Annotated in this window: 16 protein-coding genes; 15 read left to right on the plus strand and 1 reads right to left on the minus strand. The window is 40.5% G+C overall.

Annotation, left to right across the window (positions count from 1 at the left end; translation table 11 throughout):
- The first annotated feature begins 27 nt into the window (after window positions 1-27).
- The 6 genes from T375_RS08485 (at window position 28) to T375_RS08510 (ending at window position 7232) form a co-directional block, all read left to right on the plus strand.
- Window positions 28-1440 (plus strand): efflux RND transporter periplasmic adaptor subunit, encoded by a 1413-nt coding sequence (locus T375_RS08485; RefSeq protein WP_044937294.1) that lies wholly within the window; start codon window positions 28-30, stop codon window positions 1438-1440.
- Window positions 1441-1449: 9 nt separating this feature from the next.
- On the plus strand, window positions 1450-2202 hold the full coding sequence (locus T375_RS08490; protein ID WP_033153562.1) for an ABC transporter ATP-binding protein: 753 nt from the start codon (window positions 1450-1452) through the stop codon (window positions 2200-2202).
- Window positions 2202-3488, plus strand: coding sequence for an ABC transporter permease (locus tag T375_RS08495; protein WP_044937297.1), 1287 nt, complete (start codon window positions 2202-2204; stop codon window positions 3486-3488). Before T375_RS08490 ends, T375_RS08495 begins: the two co-directional genes overlap by 1 nt.
- A 201-nt stretch (window positions 3489-3689) precedes the next feature.
- The gene (locus tag T375_RS13590; protein ID WP_044937300.1) at window positions 3690-5210 is read left to right on the plus strand and encodes an efflux RND transporter periplasmic adaptor subunit; all 1521 of its coding nucleotides are present in this window, start codon (window positions 3690-3692) and stop codon (window positions 5208-5210) included.
- 10 nt (window positions 5211-5220) lie between these two features.
- Complete coding sequence (locus T375_RS08505; RefSeq protein WP_044937303.1) at window positions 5221-5952, plus strand: ABC transporter ATP-binding protein; 732 nt, start codon at window positions 5221-5223, stop codon at window positions 5950-5952.
- The gene (locus tag T375_RS08510; protein WP_044937305.1) at window positions 5946-7232 is read left to right on the plus strand and encodes an ABC transporter permease; all 1287 of its coding nucleotides are present in this window, start codon (window positions 5946-5948) and stop codon (window positions 7230-7232) included. Before T375_RS08505 ends, T375_RS08510 begins: the two co-directional genes overlap by 7 nt.
- Before the next feature lie 34 nt (window positions 7233-7266).
- Here T375_RS08510 and T375_RS08515 read toward each other — a convergent pair whose 3' ends face one another.
- A complete protein-coding gene (locus T375_RS08515) occupies window positions 7267-8904 on the minus strand; it encodes an ABC-F family ATP-binding cassette domain-containing protein (RefSeq protein ID WP_044937308.1) in 1638 nt (545 codons plus the stop codon).
- A 165-nt stretch (window positions 8905-9069) separates the two neighbouring features.
- Between T375_RS08515 and T375_RS08520 the strand changes: the two genes are divergently transcribed.
- The 9 genes from T375_RS08520 (at window position 9070) to T375_RS13260 (ending at window position 19454) form a co-directional block, all read left to right on the plus strand.
- Complete coding sequence (locus tag T375_RS08520; RefSeq protein WP_044937312.1) at window positions 9070-11373, plus strand: RelA/SpoT family protein; 2304 nt, start codon at window positions 9070-9072, stop codon at window positions 11371-11373.
- A gap of 1 nt (window position 11374) precedes the next feature.
- Window positions 11375-11998 (plus strand): MBL fold metallo-hydrolase, encoded by a 624-nt coding sequence (locus T375_RS08525; RefSeq protein WP_044937315.1) that lies wholly within the window; start codon window positions 11375-11377, stop codon window positions 11996-11998.
- A complete protein-coding gene (hemZ, locus tag T375_RS08530) occupies window positions 11995-13434 on the plus strand; it encodes a coproporphyrinogen dehydrogenase HemZ (RefSeq protein ID WP_044937318.1) in 1440 nt (479 codons plus the stop codon). The genes T375_RS08525 and hemZ overlap by 4 nt, the downstream gene beginning before the upstream one ends.
- Window positions 13425-14684 carry a histidine--tRNA ligase gene (hisS, locus tag T375_RS08535; protein WP_044937321.1) on the plus strand — a complete coding sequence of 420 codons (1260 nt, stop codon included), beginning with the start codon at window positions 13425-13427 and terminating at the stop codon, window positions 14682-14684. The genes hemZ and hisS overlap by 10 nt, the downstream gene beginning before the upstream one ends.
- 10 nt (window positions 14685-14694) lie before the next feature.
- Window positions 14695-15513: an ATP-dependent sacrificial sulfur transferase LarE gene (larE, locus tag T375_RS08540; protein ID WP_044937324.1), complete on the plus strand. Its 819-nt coding sequence runs from the start codon at window positions 14695-14697 to the stop codon at window positions 15511-15513.
- Between the two features lie 81 nt (window positions 15514-15594).
- Window positions 15595-16338, plus strand: coding sequence for a tRNA threonylcarbamoyladenosine dehydratase (locus T375_RS08545; protein WP_044937327.1), 744 nt, complete (start codon window positions 15595-15597; stop codon window positions 16336-16338).
- Window positions 16339-16342: 4 nt separating this feature from the next.
- Window positions 16343-17284, plus strand: a complete 942-nt coding sequence (locus T375_RS08550) for a LysR family transcriptional regulator (RefSeq protein WP_044937330.1) — start codon at window positions 16343-16345, stop codon at window positions 17282-17284.
- 65 nt (window positions 17285-17349) lie between these two features.
- Window positions 17350-17982, plus strand: coding sequence for a precorrin-2 dehydrogenase/sirohydrochlorin ferrochelatase family protein (locus tag T375_RS08555; protein WP_044937333.1), 633 nt, complete (start codon window positions 17350-17352; stop codon window positions 17980-17982).
- A gap of 128 nt (window positions 17983-18110) precedes the next feature.
- Window positions 18111-19454 (plus strand): HD-GYP domain-containing protein, encoded by a 1344-nt coding sequence (locus T375_RS13260; protein WP_049960363.1) that lies wholly within the window; start codon window positions 18111-18113, stop codon window positions 19452-19454.
- Window positions 19455-19465: the final 11 nt, after the last annotated feature.

Raw genomic sequence — 19465 nt, forward strand, 5'->3', positions numbered from 1 at the left:
CAGGATATGTTCAAAAGGAGGATGAAATTGGGCGTTATAAAGAAAATAGGTGGCTTCTGCAAAAAGCACTTGAAGCTAATCATTATTCTGGTTGTTATTATTGGCGTGGTGTTGTTTATAAGACACAAGGCTCAAGTTGCGGCTCAGGCTATGCTTGATGAACAGAATGAACCGGTCACATCTACAGTTGAAAAGATGGACTTAAAGAAGTCTGTTGGTGTTACTGGAACACTTACAGCAAATGAGACACTTACTGTTACATCAACACTTGGTGGTACAGGTGTTACAGGCGTAAAGGTTTCTACTGTAAATTATGAGGTAGGAGATTACGTCGAAAAAGGCCAGACAGTAGTTGAGTTTGATGGCGATGATTATGAGCGTAAGCTTACAGAGCTCAATCTTCAGAACGATATTACAAACACTGAAGCAAGCATGAGCATCGAGGATATGCAAAAATCCATCGAAGACACTCAGAAGAAGATTGACGAGAAGCAGAAGTGGCTTGATGATAACAAGGCAATCTACGAAAACCTTAAGGATGCTTTTGATCAGTATGAGAAATATAAGGATTCTGACCCATCTGTAGTAGAGCGTTGGAATAGAGAATCAGCAGCTGCTGCTGGCAGAAGTGAGCCAGTTACTGTTTCAGGATACGAAGCTGTTGAGGACGAGGTTGATGCTCTTAAGGAGCAAATCCGTACAACTCAGAACAAGATTGAGCTTGCACAGATGCAGCAGAACTATGCTCAGAATTACACTCAGGTAGATGCTAAAAATGATCTTTATGAGAGCATGGATAAGACAAAGGTAGAGGCACCTATTTCAGGATATATCCTTACAATGAACGTTGAAGAGGGTAACAACTATACACAGGGCAATACCGTATTTACGATAGCTGATACAAGCGGATTTATTGTAGAGGCAACTGTTAATGAATACGATGTAGCAAACATCCAAAAGGATTTGCCAGCTACAGTTAAGTTTGAAGCCACAGGTGACGAGGAATTCACAGGTACAGTTTCATTCGTATCAATTGCATCTGAATCTACTACATCTGCAGCAACAGCTTCAGCTAACTACAGCGCAGCAACAGGTACATCAACTGGAAGCGCTGCGTCATACAAATTAAAGATTAAGATGGATGGAACAGACGATAGATTCCGTGTTGGTATGACAGCAAAGGCAAGCATCGTTCTTGATTCTGCTTCAGATGTGCTTGCAGTACCTTATGACTGTGTTCAGCAGAAGGATGACGGAAGCTTCTTCGTAACATCTATCGCTGATGATGGAACAAAGAAGGACATCCCTGTTACAAAGGGACTTGAAAGCGATTATTATGTAGAGATTTCAGGTGATGGAATCAAAGAAGGCATGACTGTAGAGGCAATCGTTAGCGATGCACCTAGCACAGATATTATGGATTATATGACTTTTGAATAGGAGGTCCTTATGGCAGCAGGAGATTTAATGCTAGACCTTCGTGATATTCATAAGAGCTTTTTCATCGGTACACCAAATGAATTTGAGGTTCTTCATGGAATTAATCTTACCGTCAATCAGGGTGAGTTTGTTTCCATTGTAGGACAGTCAGGTTCCGGTAAATCTACATTGATGAACATAATCGGTGCCTTAGATAGACCTACACTTGGAGAGTACACTCTTGATGGAGTAGATATTGAAAAAGCAAAAGATCATGAATTGTCTGCGCTTAGAAATAAAAAGATAGGTTTTGTATTTCAGACCTACAATCTTATTGCGAGAACCAACGCACTTAAAAACGTTGAGCTCCCTATGATGTACGCAGGAATGGGACGTGGTGAGCGTACAGACAGAGCAAAGATGCTACTTGAAGAAGTTGGCATGACAGATAGAATGCACCACAACCCAGACGAGCTTTCCGGTGGACAGAAGCAGCGTGTAGCCATTGCAAGAGCTATGGCTAACGACCCAGCTATCATCCTTGCAGATGAGCCTACTGGTGCGCTGGATTCAGCTACTGGACGAATGATAATGGATATTTTCCACAAGCTCCACGAGGAGCAGGGAAAGACAATTCTTCTCATTACCCACTCGCCTGAGCTTTCTCAGGAGACTGACAGAATTATCACTATTAAGGATGGAACAATCCTGGGTGAATCAAAGGGCAATTGGAAGGGACTTTCTTCTGATGAACGCGCTGGCGTAAAGAAGGAGGTGGAGTAATGTTATTTACAGAGAATATTCTGGTTGCCTTAGCAGGACTTAAGGCCAACATAATGCGCTCCCTTCTGACTATGCTTGGTATCATCATTGGTATTGCATCCGTTATTGCAATTATGACAGTTGGTAATTCCATCACATTAATCGTAAACAGTACTATGCAGGACCTTGGAGCAAACAACCTTGAAATGGGTGTTATGCAAAAGTCCACAGACCAGACCAATGAAGATGGAACAAGCTATGGTGATGGCTATGTCAGAGAAATGACTGACAGCGATATGATTACCGATGAAATGATTCAGGCATATAAGGATGAATTCCCTGATGACGTTCAGTATATCCTGAAAATGGAAAACGTTGGTGACAAGGGTAAGGTTGTTGAAGGCAATAAAAATGCCAATGTTCAAATTGTTGGATATAACAAAGATACCTTTGAATTTAAGGATTACAAAATGGTTGCAGGACGTCAGTTCCTCAACCAGGACTTTGAAAATGCAAAGAAGGTTTGTCTTGTAACAGACAAATTTGTTGAGCGAATTTATGATGGTGATAGCGAAGCAGCTCTTGGCCAGGAGGTTGAGGTTAATGTAGCTGGCACATACTATAATTACTACATAGTAGGTGTTTACGAATACGTTGAGGATAAGTTCTCATTTGGTGTTTCAGACAATCCAACAACAGAGCTTGTAATTCCTTACGAGACAGCTAGAACAGCTAATCACAATCAAAATAAAGGCGATTACTACTTCACAATCGTTACATCAGTAAATACAAACAACGATGATTTTGCTATCAAGACACGTGATTTCTTTAATATAAATTATTATTCAAGAAATGACACTTATGAGGTAATGGTTGTAAGTATGACATCTATGATGGATTCCATGAATTCCATGATAGGTATGATTCAGCTAGCGCTTTCAGTAATTGCCGGTATATCACTGGTAGTTGGTGGTATCGGCGTTATGAATATTATGCTGGTATCAATCACAGAGCGAACCAAGGAAATCGGTACACGAAAAGCCCTTGGTGCTACAAATAGTTCTATTCGAATGCAGTTTATAACCGAATCAGTTGTTATCTGCGTAATCGGTGGAATCATCGGAATTATACTTGGTGTAGTTCTCGGTACAGTTGCTGTTAAGCTGATGGGATATGAAGCTGCAGTATCTGCACAGAGTATCGTAGTAGCCGTAGCCTTCTCAATGGCTATCGGAATCTTCTTCGGATACTATCCAGCCAACAAGGCGGCGAAACTAAATCCAATCGATGCTTTGCGTTACGAATAGTCTATCCTTAGCTTGTTGTCTACTAGCTCATTTAAAGCCGACAGGTATTTTGCCTGTTGGCTTTTTTTGTACGTTGTGAAACGGCCATGTGACGACCATCTGAATTATTCTGAAAGGTATGTGGAATCCGTTTACTTAGGGGAAAAATCCTAGTAAAGTGTGTGAAGTTAATCAAAAACATATTTTACCAGGAGGGACAAAATGCCGAAGGATTCTCAAAAGTTTTCTATCCTTTCTAAATTGGGTAGTTTTATAAAGCGATTTGGCCGCTTTATTAAAAAACATTTATTACTATTTATCATAATTATTATTTTAATCGTAGTTGGAATTATATTTGGAAGAAAGTATCTGTTGAAGACAAACTCACATGAAGTTGAGGAAACACAGACACTTACAACTTCTGTAGAAGTAATGGATTTACAGTCTTCAATTAGTGTAACTGGTACACTTGCAGCAGGCCAGACACAGTCGGTAACTTCAACAGTTGCAACAGGTACTGAGGTTGCAGCAGTGTATTATGAAGTGGGTGACTATGTAGAGGCCGGCACAGTTATCGTTGAGTTTGATGCAGATGATTACGCAACAAAGCTTGCTGAGTTAAATGCAAAATACAATATCTCTGATATCGAGGACGCACATACTCTTCAGGATTATTTAGATCAGATTGAAGAAAAGCAGGAAGAGATGGCAGAGATTCAGGAATACTTAGATGAGTGGGCTGATGTTTATAACAACCTCGTTGATGCCTACAACGATTATCTTGAGTACGGCGATTCAGATTCTTCAGTTGCTAGCCGTTGGACAACAGAGTCAAACGCAGCTAAGACTCTTGATGATGGCAACGGAGTAACTATTTCAGGATATGAGTCAAAGCAGGATGAGCTCGAAACACTCCAGGAGGAAATTGAAGACCTTCAGTATCAGTATGAGCTCGAGCAGTTAAACCAGGAATACGACAACACATACACAAAGACAGAGGAGTATGAGTCAGTAACTGAAAGCCAGTCAGGCACACAGGTTGTTGCTCCATTTTCTGGATACATTACAGCAATCAATGTAGAAGAGGGAAATAACTATACACAGGGTAATACCGTATTTACGATATCAAATACAGATTCATTTGTTGTAGAAGCAACAGTTGATGAGTATGACATTGCATCTCTTAGCGAAGGACTTTCAGCAGTAGTTAAGTTTGATGCTACAGATGATGATGAGTTTACAGGAACAGTTTCATATGTTGCAGTTACATCTGATTCTACAACATCAAGCTCATCTTCAAGCACAGGCAGCACATCTGCAAGCTACGAAGTAAAGATTACACTTGATGATACAGACGATAGACTCCGTGTTGGTATGACAGCAAAGGCTTCAGTTATCCTTGAATCAGTAACAGATGCTTACGCAGTAGCTTATGATTGCGTAGAGACAGATGCAGATGGAAATAGCTATGTAACAGTAGTTGATGACGATGGAAATGAGACAAAACTTGAAGTAACACTTGGTCTTGAGAGTGATTATTATGTACAGATTATCAGTGATGAATTGTCAGAAGGACTTCAGGTAAAGGCAACAGCATCAAGCACATCTTCTAATTCATCTGATGAGTCAAAGGATGAAAACAATTCACTACTTAACATGGGCGGCGGCCAAGGTGGCGGCGACATGGGAGGCGGTGCTCCAAGTGGTGGCGGCGGCCAGGGTGGCGGCCCAGGCGGAATGTAGGAGGTGAATTATGGCAGCAGGAGATATCATGTTAGATCTTCGTGACATCCATAAGAGCTTCTTCATCGGCACACCAAACGAATTTGAAGTACTTCACGGCGTTAATTTTAGCGTCCGTGAAGGCGAATTCGTATCAATAGTTGGACAGTCTGGTTCAGGAAAGTCTACACTTATGAATATAATTGGTGCCTTGGATAGACCAACAAGTGGTGAATATACACTTGATGGTGTAGATATTGAAAAAGCAAAGGACCACGAATTATCTATTTTAAGAAACAAGAAGATTGGATTCGTATTTCAGACATACAATCTGATAGCTAGAACAAATGCTATCAAAAATGTTGAGCTTCCAATGATGTACGCTGGCATAGGAAGAGCAGAGAGAAATGAAAGAGCAAAAATGCTTTTGGAGCAGGTAGGCATGACAAACAGAATGATGCACAATCCTGACGAGCTCTCTGGTGGACAGAAACAGCGTGTAGCCATTGCAAGAGCTATGGCAAATGACCCGGCAATCATTCTTGCAGATGAGCCTACAGGTGCCCTTGATTCTGCAACAGGTCGCTTGATTATGGATATATTCCACAAGCTTCATGAGGAGCAGGGCAAGACCATCGTTTTAATTACTCACTCAAATGAGCTTTCTTTAGAGACAGAGCGTATCATCACACTCCGAGATGGTGATATAAGAGGTGAGTCGAAAGGTCAGTGGGAAACAATAAAGGAGGATTTAGCATGCTAATTATGGAAAACGTCCTCCTCGCACTGGCAGGACTAAAGTCCAATATAATGCGTTCCCTACTTACAATGCTTGGTATCATCATCGGTATTGCATCCGTTATTGCAATCATGACGGTTGGTAATTCTATCACTGTTATGGTTAACACACAGATGCAGGAGATGGGAGCAAATAACTTAACAGTTGGTGTATCAGCAAAGAGCACTTCCGAGGAGACTACTTCTTCAGGATTGCACTTTGGCGCCGGAAATCGCAGATCTATGGACACAGAGGACTACATTACCGACGATATGATAGATTCATTCCTTGAGGAATACAGCGATAATATAAAATATACACTTCTTTCATCAACTGTTGGTTCAGGTACAGCCATCGACGGTGATTTATATGCATATGTAAATGTTGTAGGTTACAACGAGGATTATATGGAATACAACGACCCAGAGATACTTGCAGGTCGTACATTCATAGAAAAGGATTATGAAAATGCTCAGAAGGTTTGTATTGTTTCAGACTACTTTGTTAATAACATGTTTGATGGGGATACTTCCGCTGCTTTGGGGTCTGCTGTAGAAATCAGCATCAATGGAAAGTATTATACATACTACATCGTAGGTGTTTATGAATACGATGATAGTACATGGTCTAGCGATTCTACTGAAGATACAACAACGGATTTGTACATCCCTTACGATACAGCTAGAACTCAGCTTCATACAATCAATGATGGATATGAAAGCTTTACACTTGTAACAACAATCGATACAGATTCAGAGGAGTTTGCAGACACTGTTGAAACTTATTTCAACACTATGTATTACTCAAACAATGATGATTATGAGGTTTCAGTTACAAGCATGGCCAGCATGATTGAATCAATGACCACAATGATTGGAACAATTGAGCTTGCCCTTGCGATTATCGCAGGTATATCTCTTGTTGTTGGTGGTATTGGTGTTATGAATATCATGCTTGTATCAATCACAGAGCGTACTAAAGAAATTGGTACTAGAAAAGCTTTGGGAGCAACAAACGGTTCCATCAGGCTTCAGTTCATTACAGAATCAGTTGTTATCTGTATAATGGGTGGACTTATCGGAATCATACTTGGTGTTGTTCTTGGATCCGTAGCAGCCACATACATGGGCTACTCAGCATCCGTATCAATCAGCGCCATCATAATTGCCGTAGCCTTCTCTATGGCCATCGGAATCTTCTTCGGATACTATCCAGCTAACAAAGCTGCAAAATTAAATCCAATTGAGGCTTTACGATATGAATAAAAAAATGCCAGCCCTCTGGGCTGGCATTTTTTTATTAATCATCAAGTTCATCTGAAGATAACTCAAGTACTGTACGCTTACGAGCCATTTCGTCTGACTCAAGGTATTCGTCGTATGTTGTCATCTTATCAATCATCTGTCCATTTGGAAGGATTTCGATGATACGGTTTGCTGTAGTCTGTACAATTTCGTGGTCACGAGAAGAGAAGAGGATTACTCCTGAGAACTTCTGGAGACCAGTGTTAAGTGCTGTGATTGATTCCATATCAAGGTGGTCAGTAGGCTCATCGAGCATGAGTACGTTTGAGTTTTCAATCATCATACGTGAAAGAAGTACACGTACCTTTTCACCACCGGATAATACCTTCATTTTCTTAGCTCCGTCGTCGCCTGCGAAAAGCATACGGCCAAGGAATCCACGAACATAAGTAGCATCCTTGATTTCAGAGAACTGTGTAAGCCAATCTACAATGAGAAGGTCTGTGTTGAAAATCTCTGTGTTGTCCTTAGGGAAGTATGACTGAGATGTTGTAACACCCCACTTGTAGCTTCCTTCGTCTGGCTCCATCTCACCTGCAAGAATCTGGAAGAGAACTGTCTTAGCCTTTTCGTTTGAACCAACAAGAGCGATTTTGTCCTCACGACCAACATTAAATGTAAGGTGGTCAAGGATAAGCTCACCATCAATTGTCTTTGTAAGGTTTTCTACTGAAAGAACCTCGTTTCCGATTTCACGAGCTGGTCTGAAATCGATGTATGGATACTTACGGCTAGATGGACGGATGTCATCAAGCTGAATCTTCTCTAATGCACGCTTACGTGATGTAGCCTGCTTAGACTTAGAAGCGTTAGCAGAGAATCTCTGGATGAACTCCTGTAATTCTTTAATCTGTTCTTCCTTTTTCTTATTAGCTTCCTTACGCTGCTGAATGATAAGCTGTGAAGACTGATACCAGAAATCATAGTTACCAGCGTAAAGCTGAATCTTGCCGTAGTCGATATCTGCAGTATGTGTACATACCTTATTTAAGAAGTAACGGTCATGGGATACAACGATGACTGTGTTCTCGAAGTTGATAAGGAACTCCTCAAGCCATGCGATAGCATCCAAATCAAGGTGGTTAGTAGGCTCATCGAGAAGAAGTACATCAGGTGAACCGAAAAGTGCTCTTGCAAGAAGAATCTTGACCTTTAATGCACCAGGAAGCTCTGACATCTGTGTGTAGTGGAACTCTGTATCAACACCAAGGCCGTTAAGAAGAGTAGCAGCATCTGCTTCTGCATTCCAACCATCCATCTCCGCAAACTCAGACTCAAGCTCAGCTGCGCGGATACCGTCCTCATCAGAAAAGTCTTCCTTCATATAGATAGCGTCCTTTTCTTTCATAATGTCGTAAAGACGCTGATTACCCATAATTACTGTATCAAGAGCTGTGAACTCATCATACTTGAAGTGATCCTGCTCTAAGAATGAAAGTCTGTTACCAGGGCTCATTGTGATTTCGCCGCTAGTAGGCTCTAACTGACCAGATAAAATTCTAAGGAAAGTAGACTTACCAGCACCGTTAGCACCGATGATACCGTAGCAGTTACCCTCTGTAAATTTGATATTAACCTCTTCGAAAAGGGCTTTCTTGCCGAAACGAAGAGTAACGTTATTAGCTTGTATCATATAAATAATCCTTTCATAAATCAAACTATGTAAAACCTGAGATATAATATCAAAAATTTTTAAAATTGTCTAGAAAATTGCCTATTTTTAGCCCCCTTATTATTGCTTTTTACACGGTTAAATTATATAATATTTAATAATTTTTTCATGGAAGGTGGTGATATCATGGCAGTTCAAAACAGGGACGAATTAGAAAAGCTAGAAAATAAGATTGCCTTTGAAAGCCAGGGTGTCATCGCTACTGCGGACTTTGTTGATCCAGACGAGCTCTATAAGGAGCTCATTGATAGAGTGCGCAAATATCATCCTAACACAGACATTTCTATGATTGAAAAGGGCTACAAACTTGCGCACAAAGCCCACGAGGGACAGGTGCGTAAATCTGGTGAGCCATATATCATTCATCCACTTTGCGTTGCAATTATCCTTGCTGATTTGGAACTTGATAAAGAAACAATTGTGGCTGGTCTTCTTCACGACGTTGTTGAGGATACCATCTATACAAAGGAAGAGATAGCAGCAGAGTTCTCTGACGAAGTTGCAGAGCTTGTGGATGGTGTCACAAAGTTAGGTCAGTTAAATTATGATGCGGATAAGGTGGAAATCCAGGCGGAAAACCTTCGAAAGATGTTCCTTGCAATGGCAAAGGATATCCGTGTCATCCTTATCAAGCTTGCAGATAGACTTCACAACATGCGTACTCTAAAGTACATGCGTCCTGAAAAGCAAAAGGAAAAAGCGCGTGAGACCATGGAAATCTATGCTCCACTTGCACAGCGTCTTGGTATCAGCAAGGTTAAAATCGAGCTTGATGACCTTTCACTTAAGTATCTGGAGCCAGATGCTTACTACGACTTAGTTGAAAAAATCGCACTCAGAAAGAGTCAGCGTACAGAATACATTAATTCTCTTGTAGAGGATGTTTCAAAGCATATAAAGGATGCGGAAATCGATGCAGAGGTTTATGGCCGTGCAAAGCATTTCTTTAGCATCTACAAAAAGATGGTTAATCAGCACAAGACCATCGATCAAATATACGATTTATTTGCAGTTCGAATCATTGTAGATTCTATCAAGGACTGTTATGCAGCACTTGGCGTTATCCATGAAATGTACACACCTATTCCAGGTCGTTTCAAGGATTACATCGCTATGCCAAAGCCAAACATGTATCAGTCTTTGCATACTACAGTTATCGGACCTAATGGTGCGCCATTCGAAATCCAGATTCGTACATACGAAATGCATCGTACTAGCGAATACGGTATCGCTGCCCACTGGAAATACAAGGAAAGCGGTGAAGGCTCTACTGTTATGGGCGAGGAAGAAAAGCTTTCATGGCTTCGTGAAATCCTCGAGTGGCAGCAGGAAATCTCAGATAATAAAGAGTTTTCTTCCTTATTAAAATCAGATCTTAACCTGTTTTCTGATACAGTATTTTGTTTCACCCCATCAGGTGATGTTAAGAATCTGCCAAACGGTTCAACACCTATCGATTTTGCCTATGCCATCCATTCGGCAGTAGGAAACAAAATGATTGGTGCAAAAGTCAATGGCAAGCTTGTGCCAATCGACTATGTCATCCAAAACGGAGACCGTATCGAGATTGTCACATCTCAGAATACAAACGGCCCAAGCCGTGACTGGTTGAGTATTGTCAAAAGTTCACAGGCAAAGAACAAAATCAATCAGTGGTTCCGCAGTCAGTCCAAGGACGAAAATATCGCTAAAGGTAAGGAACTTCTCATTGGTTCTGCAAAGCAAAAAGGTGTGGATCTTGGCGATATAAACAAGCCTAAATATCAGGAAATCATTATTAATAAATACGGATTCCACAGCTGGGAAGATTGCCTCGCGGCAGTTGGTCAGGGTGCCATCAAAGAAGGTGCTGTTATCAACAGAATGTTCTCTGCATGGCAGAAGGATCACCCAGTTAAGGTTACCGACGAAGAAATCTTGGCAGAGCATTCTGGTTCAGGCAAGGAAGCTAAGCCAAAGTCTAAAAATGGTATTACAGTTAGCGGACTTTACGATGTTTCAGTTCGTTTCTCAAAGTGTTGTAATCCAGTTCCAGGTGATGAAATCGTAGGTTTTGTTACCAGAGGAAGAGGTGTATCAATTCACCGTACCGATTGTATCAATATGATTAATCTTCCAGAATTCGAAAAGGAACGTCTCATCGAGGCCGAGTGGGCTCGTGACGCAGAGGAAGATGGCAAGAAGGGCGGAGTATACCTCACAGAAATCAATATTTACGGAAACAACCGTACAGGACTTTTGGTTGATATCACACGTATATTCACCGAAAGAGAGATAGATATCGACTCAATCCATTCCAAGACAAGCAAACAGGGTGTTGCTACCATCACTATCAAGTTTGGTACACAAAGCCGCGAGCAGCTTCGTTCTTTGGTTGAAAAGATTAAGCAGGTTGAGTCTATCATCGACGTAGAAAGACCTAGAGGATAAGATGAAAGTAGGAAAAGTACTTCTGCCAGCAGCGGCAGAAAACTGCTATATAGCCATAAATGAAGATACAAATGAATCAATCATAATTGATCCAGGCTCAGCTTTTGAGCGTATCAAGTCTGCAGTGGAAAGCACTGGCACAAAGCCTGTTGCAATCCTTCTGACACATGGTCATTTTGATCATGCTGGAGAGGCTGCTTCCACAGCAAAGGAATATGGTATAAAGGTTTACACACACGAGGCTACGGCAGAGGAGCTTAAAAATCCAAGCATCAACCTTTCAGGAGATATGTTTGGAGATTCCAAAAGCTATAGCGCGGATGTTTTTTTGAAGGACGATGAGGAAATAGATTTAGCAGGACTTCATATCAAGTGCCTTTTCACACCAGGTCACACACCAGGTGGATGCTGCTTCTATTTCCCTAATGAAGATATAGTTTTTACCGGAGATACATTGTTTAGTGGTTCCGTGGGACGTACAGATTTCCCAGGAGGTTCCATGAGTCAGTTGGTAGGTTCAATCAAGTCAAAGCTTATGACTCTTTCAGATGATACTATCTGTTACCCTGGTCACAACGAGCCAACCACTATCGGTACAGAAAGGATATACAATCCATTTTTATGATTTACATACAATTAAACGAAGATAATTTTGAATATGATATTTATTCACTAGTTAAAGCCTTTTATCCAAAGGAAGAGGTCAAAATCTCTACAGAGCCCACACCTGAGGATGCAGGGCTTCTTTTTTCGATGCAGGTTAATTACTCAGACAACGTTCTCACCCTGGATGGCAGAGAAATTGAAATCGATTATTCTGACAGACCAGACACAAAGAATCGTCTGAAGCTTGCCATCTATGAAAGTCTTAGCAAGCGTACCGGCAAGGAATTGCCATGGGGTACTCTTACAGGCATACGCCCAACTAAAATCAGCCTTGGCATGATAGAAGATGGCGCAGATGATGAGGCCATCGCTTCATACATGAAGGATACCTATCGTACTTCCGATGCAAAAATCAACCTTAGCCTTCAGGTTTCACACAAGGAGCATGAGCTTTTATCAAAGATAGATTATGACAATGGCTATTCCGTTTATATTGGAATTCCATTCTGTCCAAGTACTTGTCTGTACTGCTCATTCACTTCCTACCCAATTGGGCTGTGGAAGAAAAAGCTAGATGATTATCTGGATGCTCTTGAAAAGGAAATGGCTTTTACAGCAGAGTCCTGCAAGGAAAAGAGCCTTACCACCATCTACATTGGTGGCGGTACACCAACATCCTTGGATGAGGAGCATTTGGAAAAGCTTCTTACATTGGTAGACAAATACTTTGATACAAAGTCTCTTTTGGAATACACAATCGAAGCTGGCAGACCAGATTCAATCACATACGAAAAGCTTCAGATTATGAAGAATCATCCAGTTAGCCGTATATCAATCAACCCACAGACAATGAATCAAAAGACACTGGATTTGATTGGTCGATTCCATAAGGTAGAGGATATTCACCGTGTATACGGATGGGCTAGAGAACTTGGCTTTGACAACATCAACATGGATTTGATTCTTGGCCTTCCTGGCGAGACAATTGAGGATGTAAAGTACACTTTAGATGAAGTTGAGAAGATGGCACCAGACAATCTTACAGTTCATTCACTTGCTCTTAAGCATTCAGCTCGTCTCAACATTGACAGAGAGTCTTATGACGATTATTTAATAGAGAACTCACAGACTCATATGGATATTTGCCTGGACTGTGCAAATCATATGGGAATGAATGCATATTACCTTTATCGCCAGAAAAATATGGCTGCAAATCTTGAGAATATTGGTTATGCAATGCCAGGTAAAGAGGGGCTTTACAATATCTTGATAATGGAAGAGAAACAAACTATAATGGCACTTGGTGCTGGCTGCTCATGCAAGTTTGTTGCTGACCATGGCAAGACAGTTACTAGATGTGAAAATGTCAAGGACGTTCAATTATACATTGACAGAATTGATGAAATGATAGATAGAAAAAGAGAAAGACTTAGAGAGGATTTAAAATGGCTTTAAACAAGAAACCAGTTAATGGAATGAAAGACATCCTTCCATACGAAATGGAAGTTAGAGACTACGTTACTTCTATAATCAAGGACACATATCGTTCTTTCGGATTCACTCCAATCGAAACACCTGCAATGGAGTCAATCGGCAACCTTTCTAACAAGCAGGGTGGCGAAAACGAAAAGCTTATCTTCAAGGTAATGAAGCGTGGAGAAAAGCTTAACATACCTGAAGCACAGACTGAGGATGATGTAGTAGATTTTGGTATGAGATACGACCTTACAGTGCCTCTTTGCCGTTTCTATTCAAATCACGCAAATGAGCTTACATCACCATTCAAGTCACTTCAGATTGGTTCTGTTTGGAGAGCAGACAGACCTCAGCGTGGCCGTTATCGCCAGTTTACACAGTGTGATATCGATATTCTTGGTGAGCCTAGCAACCTTGCAGAGATAGAGCTTATCCTTGCTACAACTACAACACTTGGACGTATCGGTTTCAAGAACTTCGAAATCCGCATCAACGAGCGTCGTATCCTTAAGGCGATGGCAGCTTATGCAGGTTTTGCAGAGGGAGATTACGATTCAATCTTCATCACACTTGATAAGATGGACAAGATTGGTCTTGATGGAGTTTCTAAGGAGCTTCTTGAGTCAGGATATTCACAGGAGTCAATCGACAAGTATGTTGGTCTTTTTGCAGCCCTTGAAAATGTTAAGGATGTTGCAGAAGGAATGAACATTCTTCTTGATAAGCTTGGTGATTTCCTTGATGTGGAAGTTGCAGATTGGATGAGAGAAATCGCTGCAGCAGTTAACGCTACAAAGGAAGCTGATTTTGAGCTTGTATTTGATCCTACACTTGTACGTGGTATGAGCTACTACACAGGTACTATTTTTGAAATCGCTATCCCTGAGTTCGGCGGAAGCTGCGGTGGTGGCGGACGTTACGACAAGATGATTGGCAACTTCACAGGTCAGAACACACCAGCTTGTGGTTTCTCAATCGGATTTGAGCGCATCATCCTTCTTCTTATGGAGCAGGGCTTTAAGGTTCCAGGCGCTAGTAAGAAGATTGCTTACCTTGTTGAAAAGGGCTATCCAGCAGAGAAGCTTGCTGAGGTTATGGCTCAGGCAAAGGCTTCACGTGCTGAAGGCAATACAGTTCTCGTTGTTCGTATGAACAAAAATAAAAAGTTCCAGAAGGAACAGCTTTCAGGTGAAGGCTACGAGGAATTTGTAGAGTTTTTCAATCGATAAAAGGTAGATTATGAATCAGGAATTGATGAGCAAGTATGAAAGCTTAAAAGCATACTTTAAGGATTTAGGAAAGGTTGCGGTAGCGTTTTCCAGTGGAGTTGATTCCACATTTCTCCTTTATGCAGCACACGAGGCTATAGGGGACAATGCTATTGCAGTGACTGCTTCTTCCTGTTCATTTCCAAAGAGAGAACTGAACGAAGCAATCGACTATGCTAAATCACTTGGAGTTAGACATTTTATCGTTGAATCAGAAGAATTAGAAATAGATGGATTTGCACAGAATCCACCAAATAGATGTTATCTTTGCAAGAAGGAGCTTTTTGAAAAGATGTTCGCACTTGCAAAGGAGCAGGGCATAGATTATGTGGCCGAGGGGTCCAACCTTGATGATAATGGTGACTATCGCCCAGGCTTACAGGCTGTTGCAGAGCTTGGGGCAAAAAGCCCACTGCGAGATATCGGATTTACCAAGTCAGAAATTCGTCAGCTTTCAAAGGAGTTTGGACTTCCAACAGCAGAGAAGCAGTCATTTGCTTGTCTTGCAAGCCGTTTTCCATATGGTGAGACAATCTCAGAAAAGAAGCTTTCAATGGTTGATAAAGCAGAGCAGTTTTTATTGGATGAGGGCTTCAAACAATTTAGAGTACGTATTCATGGAGACAATGTTGCGAGAATTGAGCTGAGTCCTTCTGATTTTCCTAGAATGTATGATGAAGCATTCAGATTAAAGGTTTATGACAAGCTAAAGGAATACGGTTTTGCATATGTGGCACTTGATTTAAAGGGCTATCGCACAGGCAGTATGAACGAAACATTGGGCTTGTAATATTGACAAATAGCATTATAAAAAATATTATATGAATACCTACTGATTTGGTAGGTATTCATTTTTTGTATAGAGGTATTTATGTTAAATCAGTTTTCGAGAACAGAACTTCTTCTTGGCAAGGAAGCCATGGAGAGGCTGGAGAATAAAAGAGTTGCCATTTTCGGAATTGGCGGTGTAGGAGGATATGTATGTGAAGCCCTGGTGAGAAGCGGGGTAGGACATTTTGATTTGGTTGATAATGATACTGTTTCTCTTACAAACATAAATCGTCAAATTATTGCTACTCATTCCACTGTCGGAAGACAAAAGGTGGAGGTAATGAAGGAAAGAATGCTAGACATTAATCCTAATGCAGACATTAGTATTCATCAGTGCTTTTTCCTTCCAGAAAATGCTAATGAGTTTCCGTTCGAAACTTATGATTATGTTGTTGATGCAGTAGATACTGTTACTGCTAAGATTGAAATAATTATGCGCTGTAAGGAGCTTGGAGTTCCTGTTATAAGTGCCATGGGAGCAGGTAACAAGCTTGATCCAAGTAGATTTAGAGTTGCTGATATTTATAAAACAACAATGTGCCCATTAGCCAAGGTAATGCGTAAAGAAATGAAAAAGCGGGGGATTAGGGATTTGAAAGTGGTATTTTCTGATGAGATGCCAGTCAGCCCAATAGAGACACAGGATATGGAGCCATTAAATCCTGGAAAAAGAGCAACTCCAGGGTCTATAGCTTTTGCACCATCAGCTGCAGGACTTGTATTGGCAAGCGAGGTACTAAAGGATTTAACTAACGGATTTAGCAGAGACAAAATAGGGGAATAAAACTATGACATTACAACAAGTATTGTACGCGTTAACTATTGAAGAAATGGGGTCAATGAACAAGGCAGCGGAGAAGCTATACATTGTTCAGCCTACGCTTACCAGTGCCATTCAAGAGCTGGAAAATGAGGTGGGACTGACCATTTTCATGAGAACCAATAAAGGTGTTATCGTAACACCTGAGGGTCAGGAATTCTTGGATGACATCAGAGGCTTCTATCGTCAATACGATATTGTAATGCAAAAATATAAGGATGAAGGTACTTACAAAAGAAAGTTTGGTGTGTCTACACAGCACTACACATTTGCAGTTCGTGCCTTTATCGACATGGCAAAAGAATACGATATGAATCAGTTCGATTTTGCCTTGAGAGAGACCACCACATATAACATTATTAAAGACGTCAGCTCCCTAAAAAGTGAAATCGGTGTTCTCTACATAAGCGAGCATAATCGCAAAGCTTTAAATAAGCTTTTCAATGAGCATTCAGTGGAGTTCCATCCACTAATCAAGTGCCGTGCTTTTGTTTATTTGTGGGGAGAGCATCCACTTGCTCAAAAAGAATATATTACGTTTGATGACTTGAAGGATTATCCTTGTCTTTCCTTTGAACAAGGAGAGAACAGCGAGTTTTTGGCAGAAGAGATTCTTAGCGAGAACATATATCCTCAGACTGTAAGAGTTACAGATAGATCAACAATGCTTAATCTGGTTCGTGCAATGAACGGTTATACACTGTGCTCTGGAATTGTTTGGGGAGATTTGAACAGTGACGGATACGTTGTTGTCCCCTACAAAGGTGATGAGGAAAACCCAAACAGCGTTATGGAAATAGGTTATATCACCAAGAAAAACTCAGTAATGAGTAAGATTGGTGAGCAATATCTGGAGGAGATAGATATTGCTTTATCTCAAATTGATAAAAGTGTTATTTACGAAGAATAGTTTTTTCACATATTTTTGCTATAGTGTATACACTGATGGTGAGAAAACATATCAAGGAGGCAGATATGGCATATTTTCCAATGTTTGTAGATATAACTGATACTAACTGCCTGGTAGTTGGTGGCGGTGAAGTAGCCCTTAGAAAGGTAAATGTACTTCTTGATTTTGGAGCAAAGGTACATGTAATTGCCAAGGAGATTTCTATGGAGCTTGCAGCTTTATCGGAGGAGACAGATCATCTTCTTTTAGAGCAGCGCGAGTTTACGCCACTTGACCTTCAGGATAGGAAGTTGGTTGTTGTTGCAACTAGCGATAATGAGCTGAATGCTCAGATTTCTATGATGTGCAATGAAGGCGGTATCCCTGTCAATGTGGTGGATGACAAGGATAAATGCTCATTTATTTTCCCATCATATTTGAAGGAGCAGAATTTGGTAGGAGCTTTTTCAAGTAGTGGCAATAGTCCAGCCCTTACTCAGTTCCTTAGAAATAAAGAAAAAGAGGTGCTTACTCCAAAGCTTGGAGAGCTTAATGAAATGCTTGGCAGATGGAGACAACCTATTACAGAGCTGTTCCCTTTGGAATCATCTAGAAAGAGTGCATTTGAACAGCTTATCGACTATGCACTTTGCTATGATGGAATTCCCACAGATGAAGAGGTTGAAGAGCTGCTTGGAGCAATCAGCATGACCCTTTAAAATGTATACAAAAATGAGACCTATAACAACGGTCTCATTTTTTTGTGTATATTTTGTAAAAAAACGCACATTTTTGCAAAAGTTGAGTACAATAGATATGTTATTGTATGTAACATGGGGAGGGGAAAATGGGTTCACCAGAGAATATCAAAACGCTTATAAAACGCACATTCATTGTATTAGGCATTGCGTTTGCCATAATAATCATTTCATTTGTATTTCACGTAATCCAAATTAATAAATTTAACCAGCAGGAAAGGTATTATACTTCTGATACTGTTTCTATGGATGTTACTGCTGATATTCACCCAAGAGGAATGCTTACTGACTCTTGGGAAAAGAATGATGCCTTTGAGGATATGGTAATTAATGGCAAGATATATGAGGCAGTTATCACTAATAATTCAAAGTGTCTATTGTCTGATTGGCAGCTTAGGGTCAATATCAAGGAAAGCTGCTGGATAAATAATGCCTGGAATGGCACAGTAGAGATTCATCAGTTTGTGGACGGACAGGAGAAGAGCCAGACTATCGATCTTAGAGATTACAACATTGGTGATATATCTCTTGACTATCAATTGGCTGGCCAGGATCTTCTTATACCACTTAATAGTGGAGACTATTTTATCTATTGGCCATATACTGGCAACGATTCGGGAGAGGTTCCACTTAAGTCTACAAATGAATATTCAGGCCAGGCATATATAGGTCTGATTTTATATAGCATTTCAGGTGATAATGATTTGTCGGATTATGTAATGACATATCATTTGAACCAGTCATATTTTTCTGGAACATTCGGAACATTATTCCTTGTTATCATTCCAGCATGGATTTTAATCATGCTTGTTTTTGCTGTAATTGCATGGATAGTTGTTGGCTTTGAAAGCACAATGTACTATCAGAGCCAGATCATTGATGATATGTTTGCTATTTGCAGCAAGCTTGCAGATGAAAAAGATTACTATCACAAGGATCATTCTAACAGAGTTGCAAAGTATGCTAAGAAGATTGCTGAAGCAATGGGCATGGATAAACAGGATTGCAACATAGTTTATTATGGGGCATTACTTCATAACATTGGTAATTATGCTGTCCCAGAGAGAATTCTTAGCAAATCTTCGAAGCTTACAGAAGAAGATGAGAAGATTATTCAGGTACATACAATGAAGGGGGCTAGACTTTTGGAGGATGTAAAGTCTATGCCACAGGCACCTTCTGCCACTCTTTATCATCACGAAAGATTCGATGGAACAGGTTATCCAACAGGTAAAAAGGGAGAGGAGATTCCTCTTATTGCCAGAATTATTTCTGTTGCTGATGCTTATGATGATATTAGCCGTGACAGAGAGTACAGAAAGAAATATACCTTGGATGAAATGAAGACATTCTTCAAGGAGAAATCAGGCACATGGTATGATCCTTTTATAATCGATGTTTTTCTTAAAATAATAGATTCAATAGAAGAATAAACTGGGGAGTT

The organism is Pseudobutyrivibrio sp. LB2011 (assembly GCF_000701765.1).
Classification (GTDB): domain Bacteria; phylum Bacillota; class Clostridia; order Lachnospirales; family Lachnospiraceae; genus Pseudobutyrivibrio; species Pseudobutyrivibrio ruminis.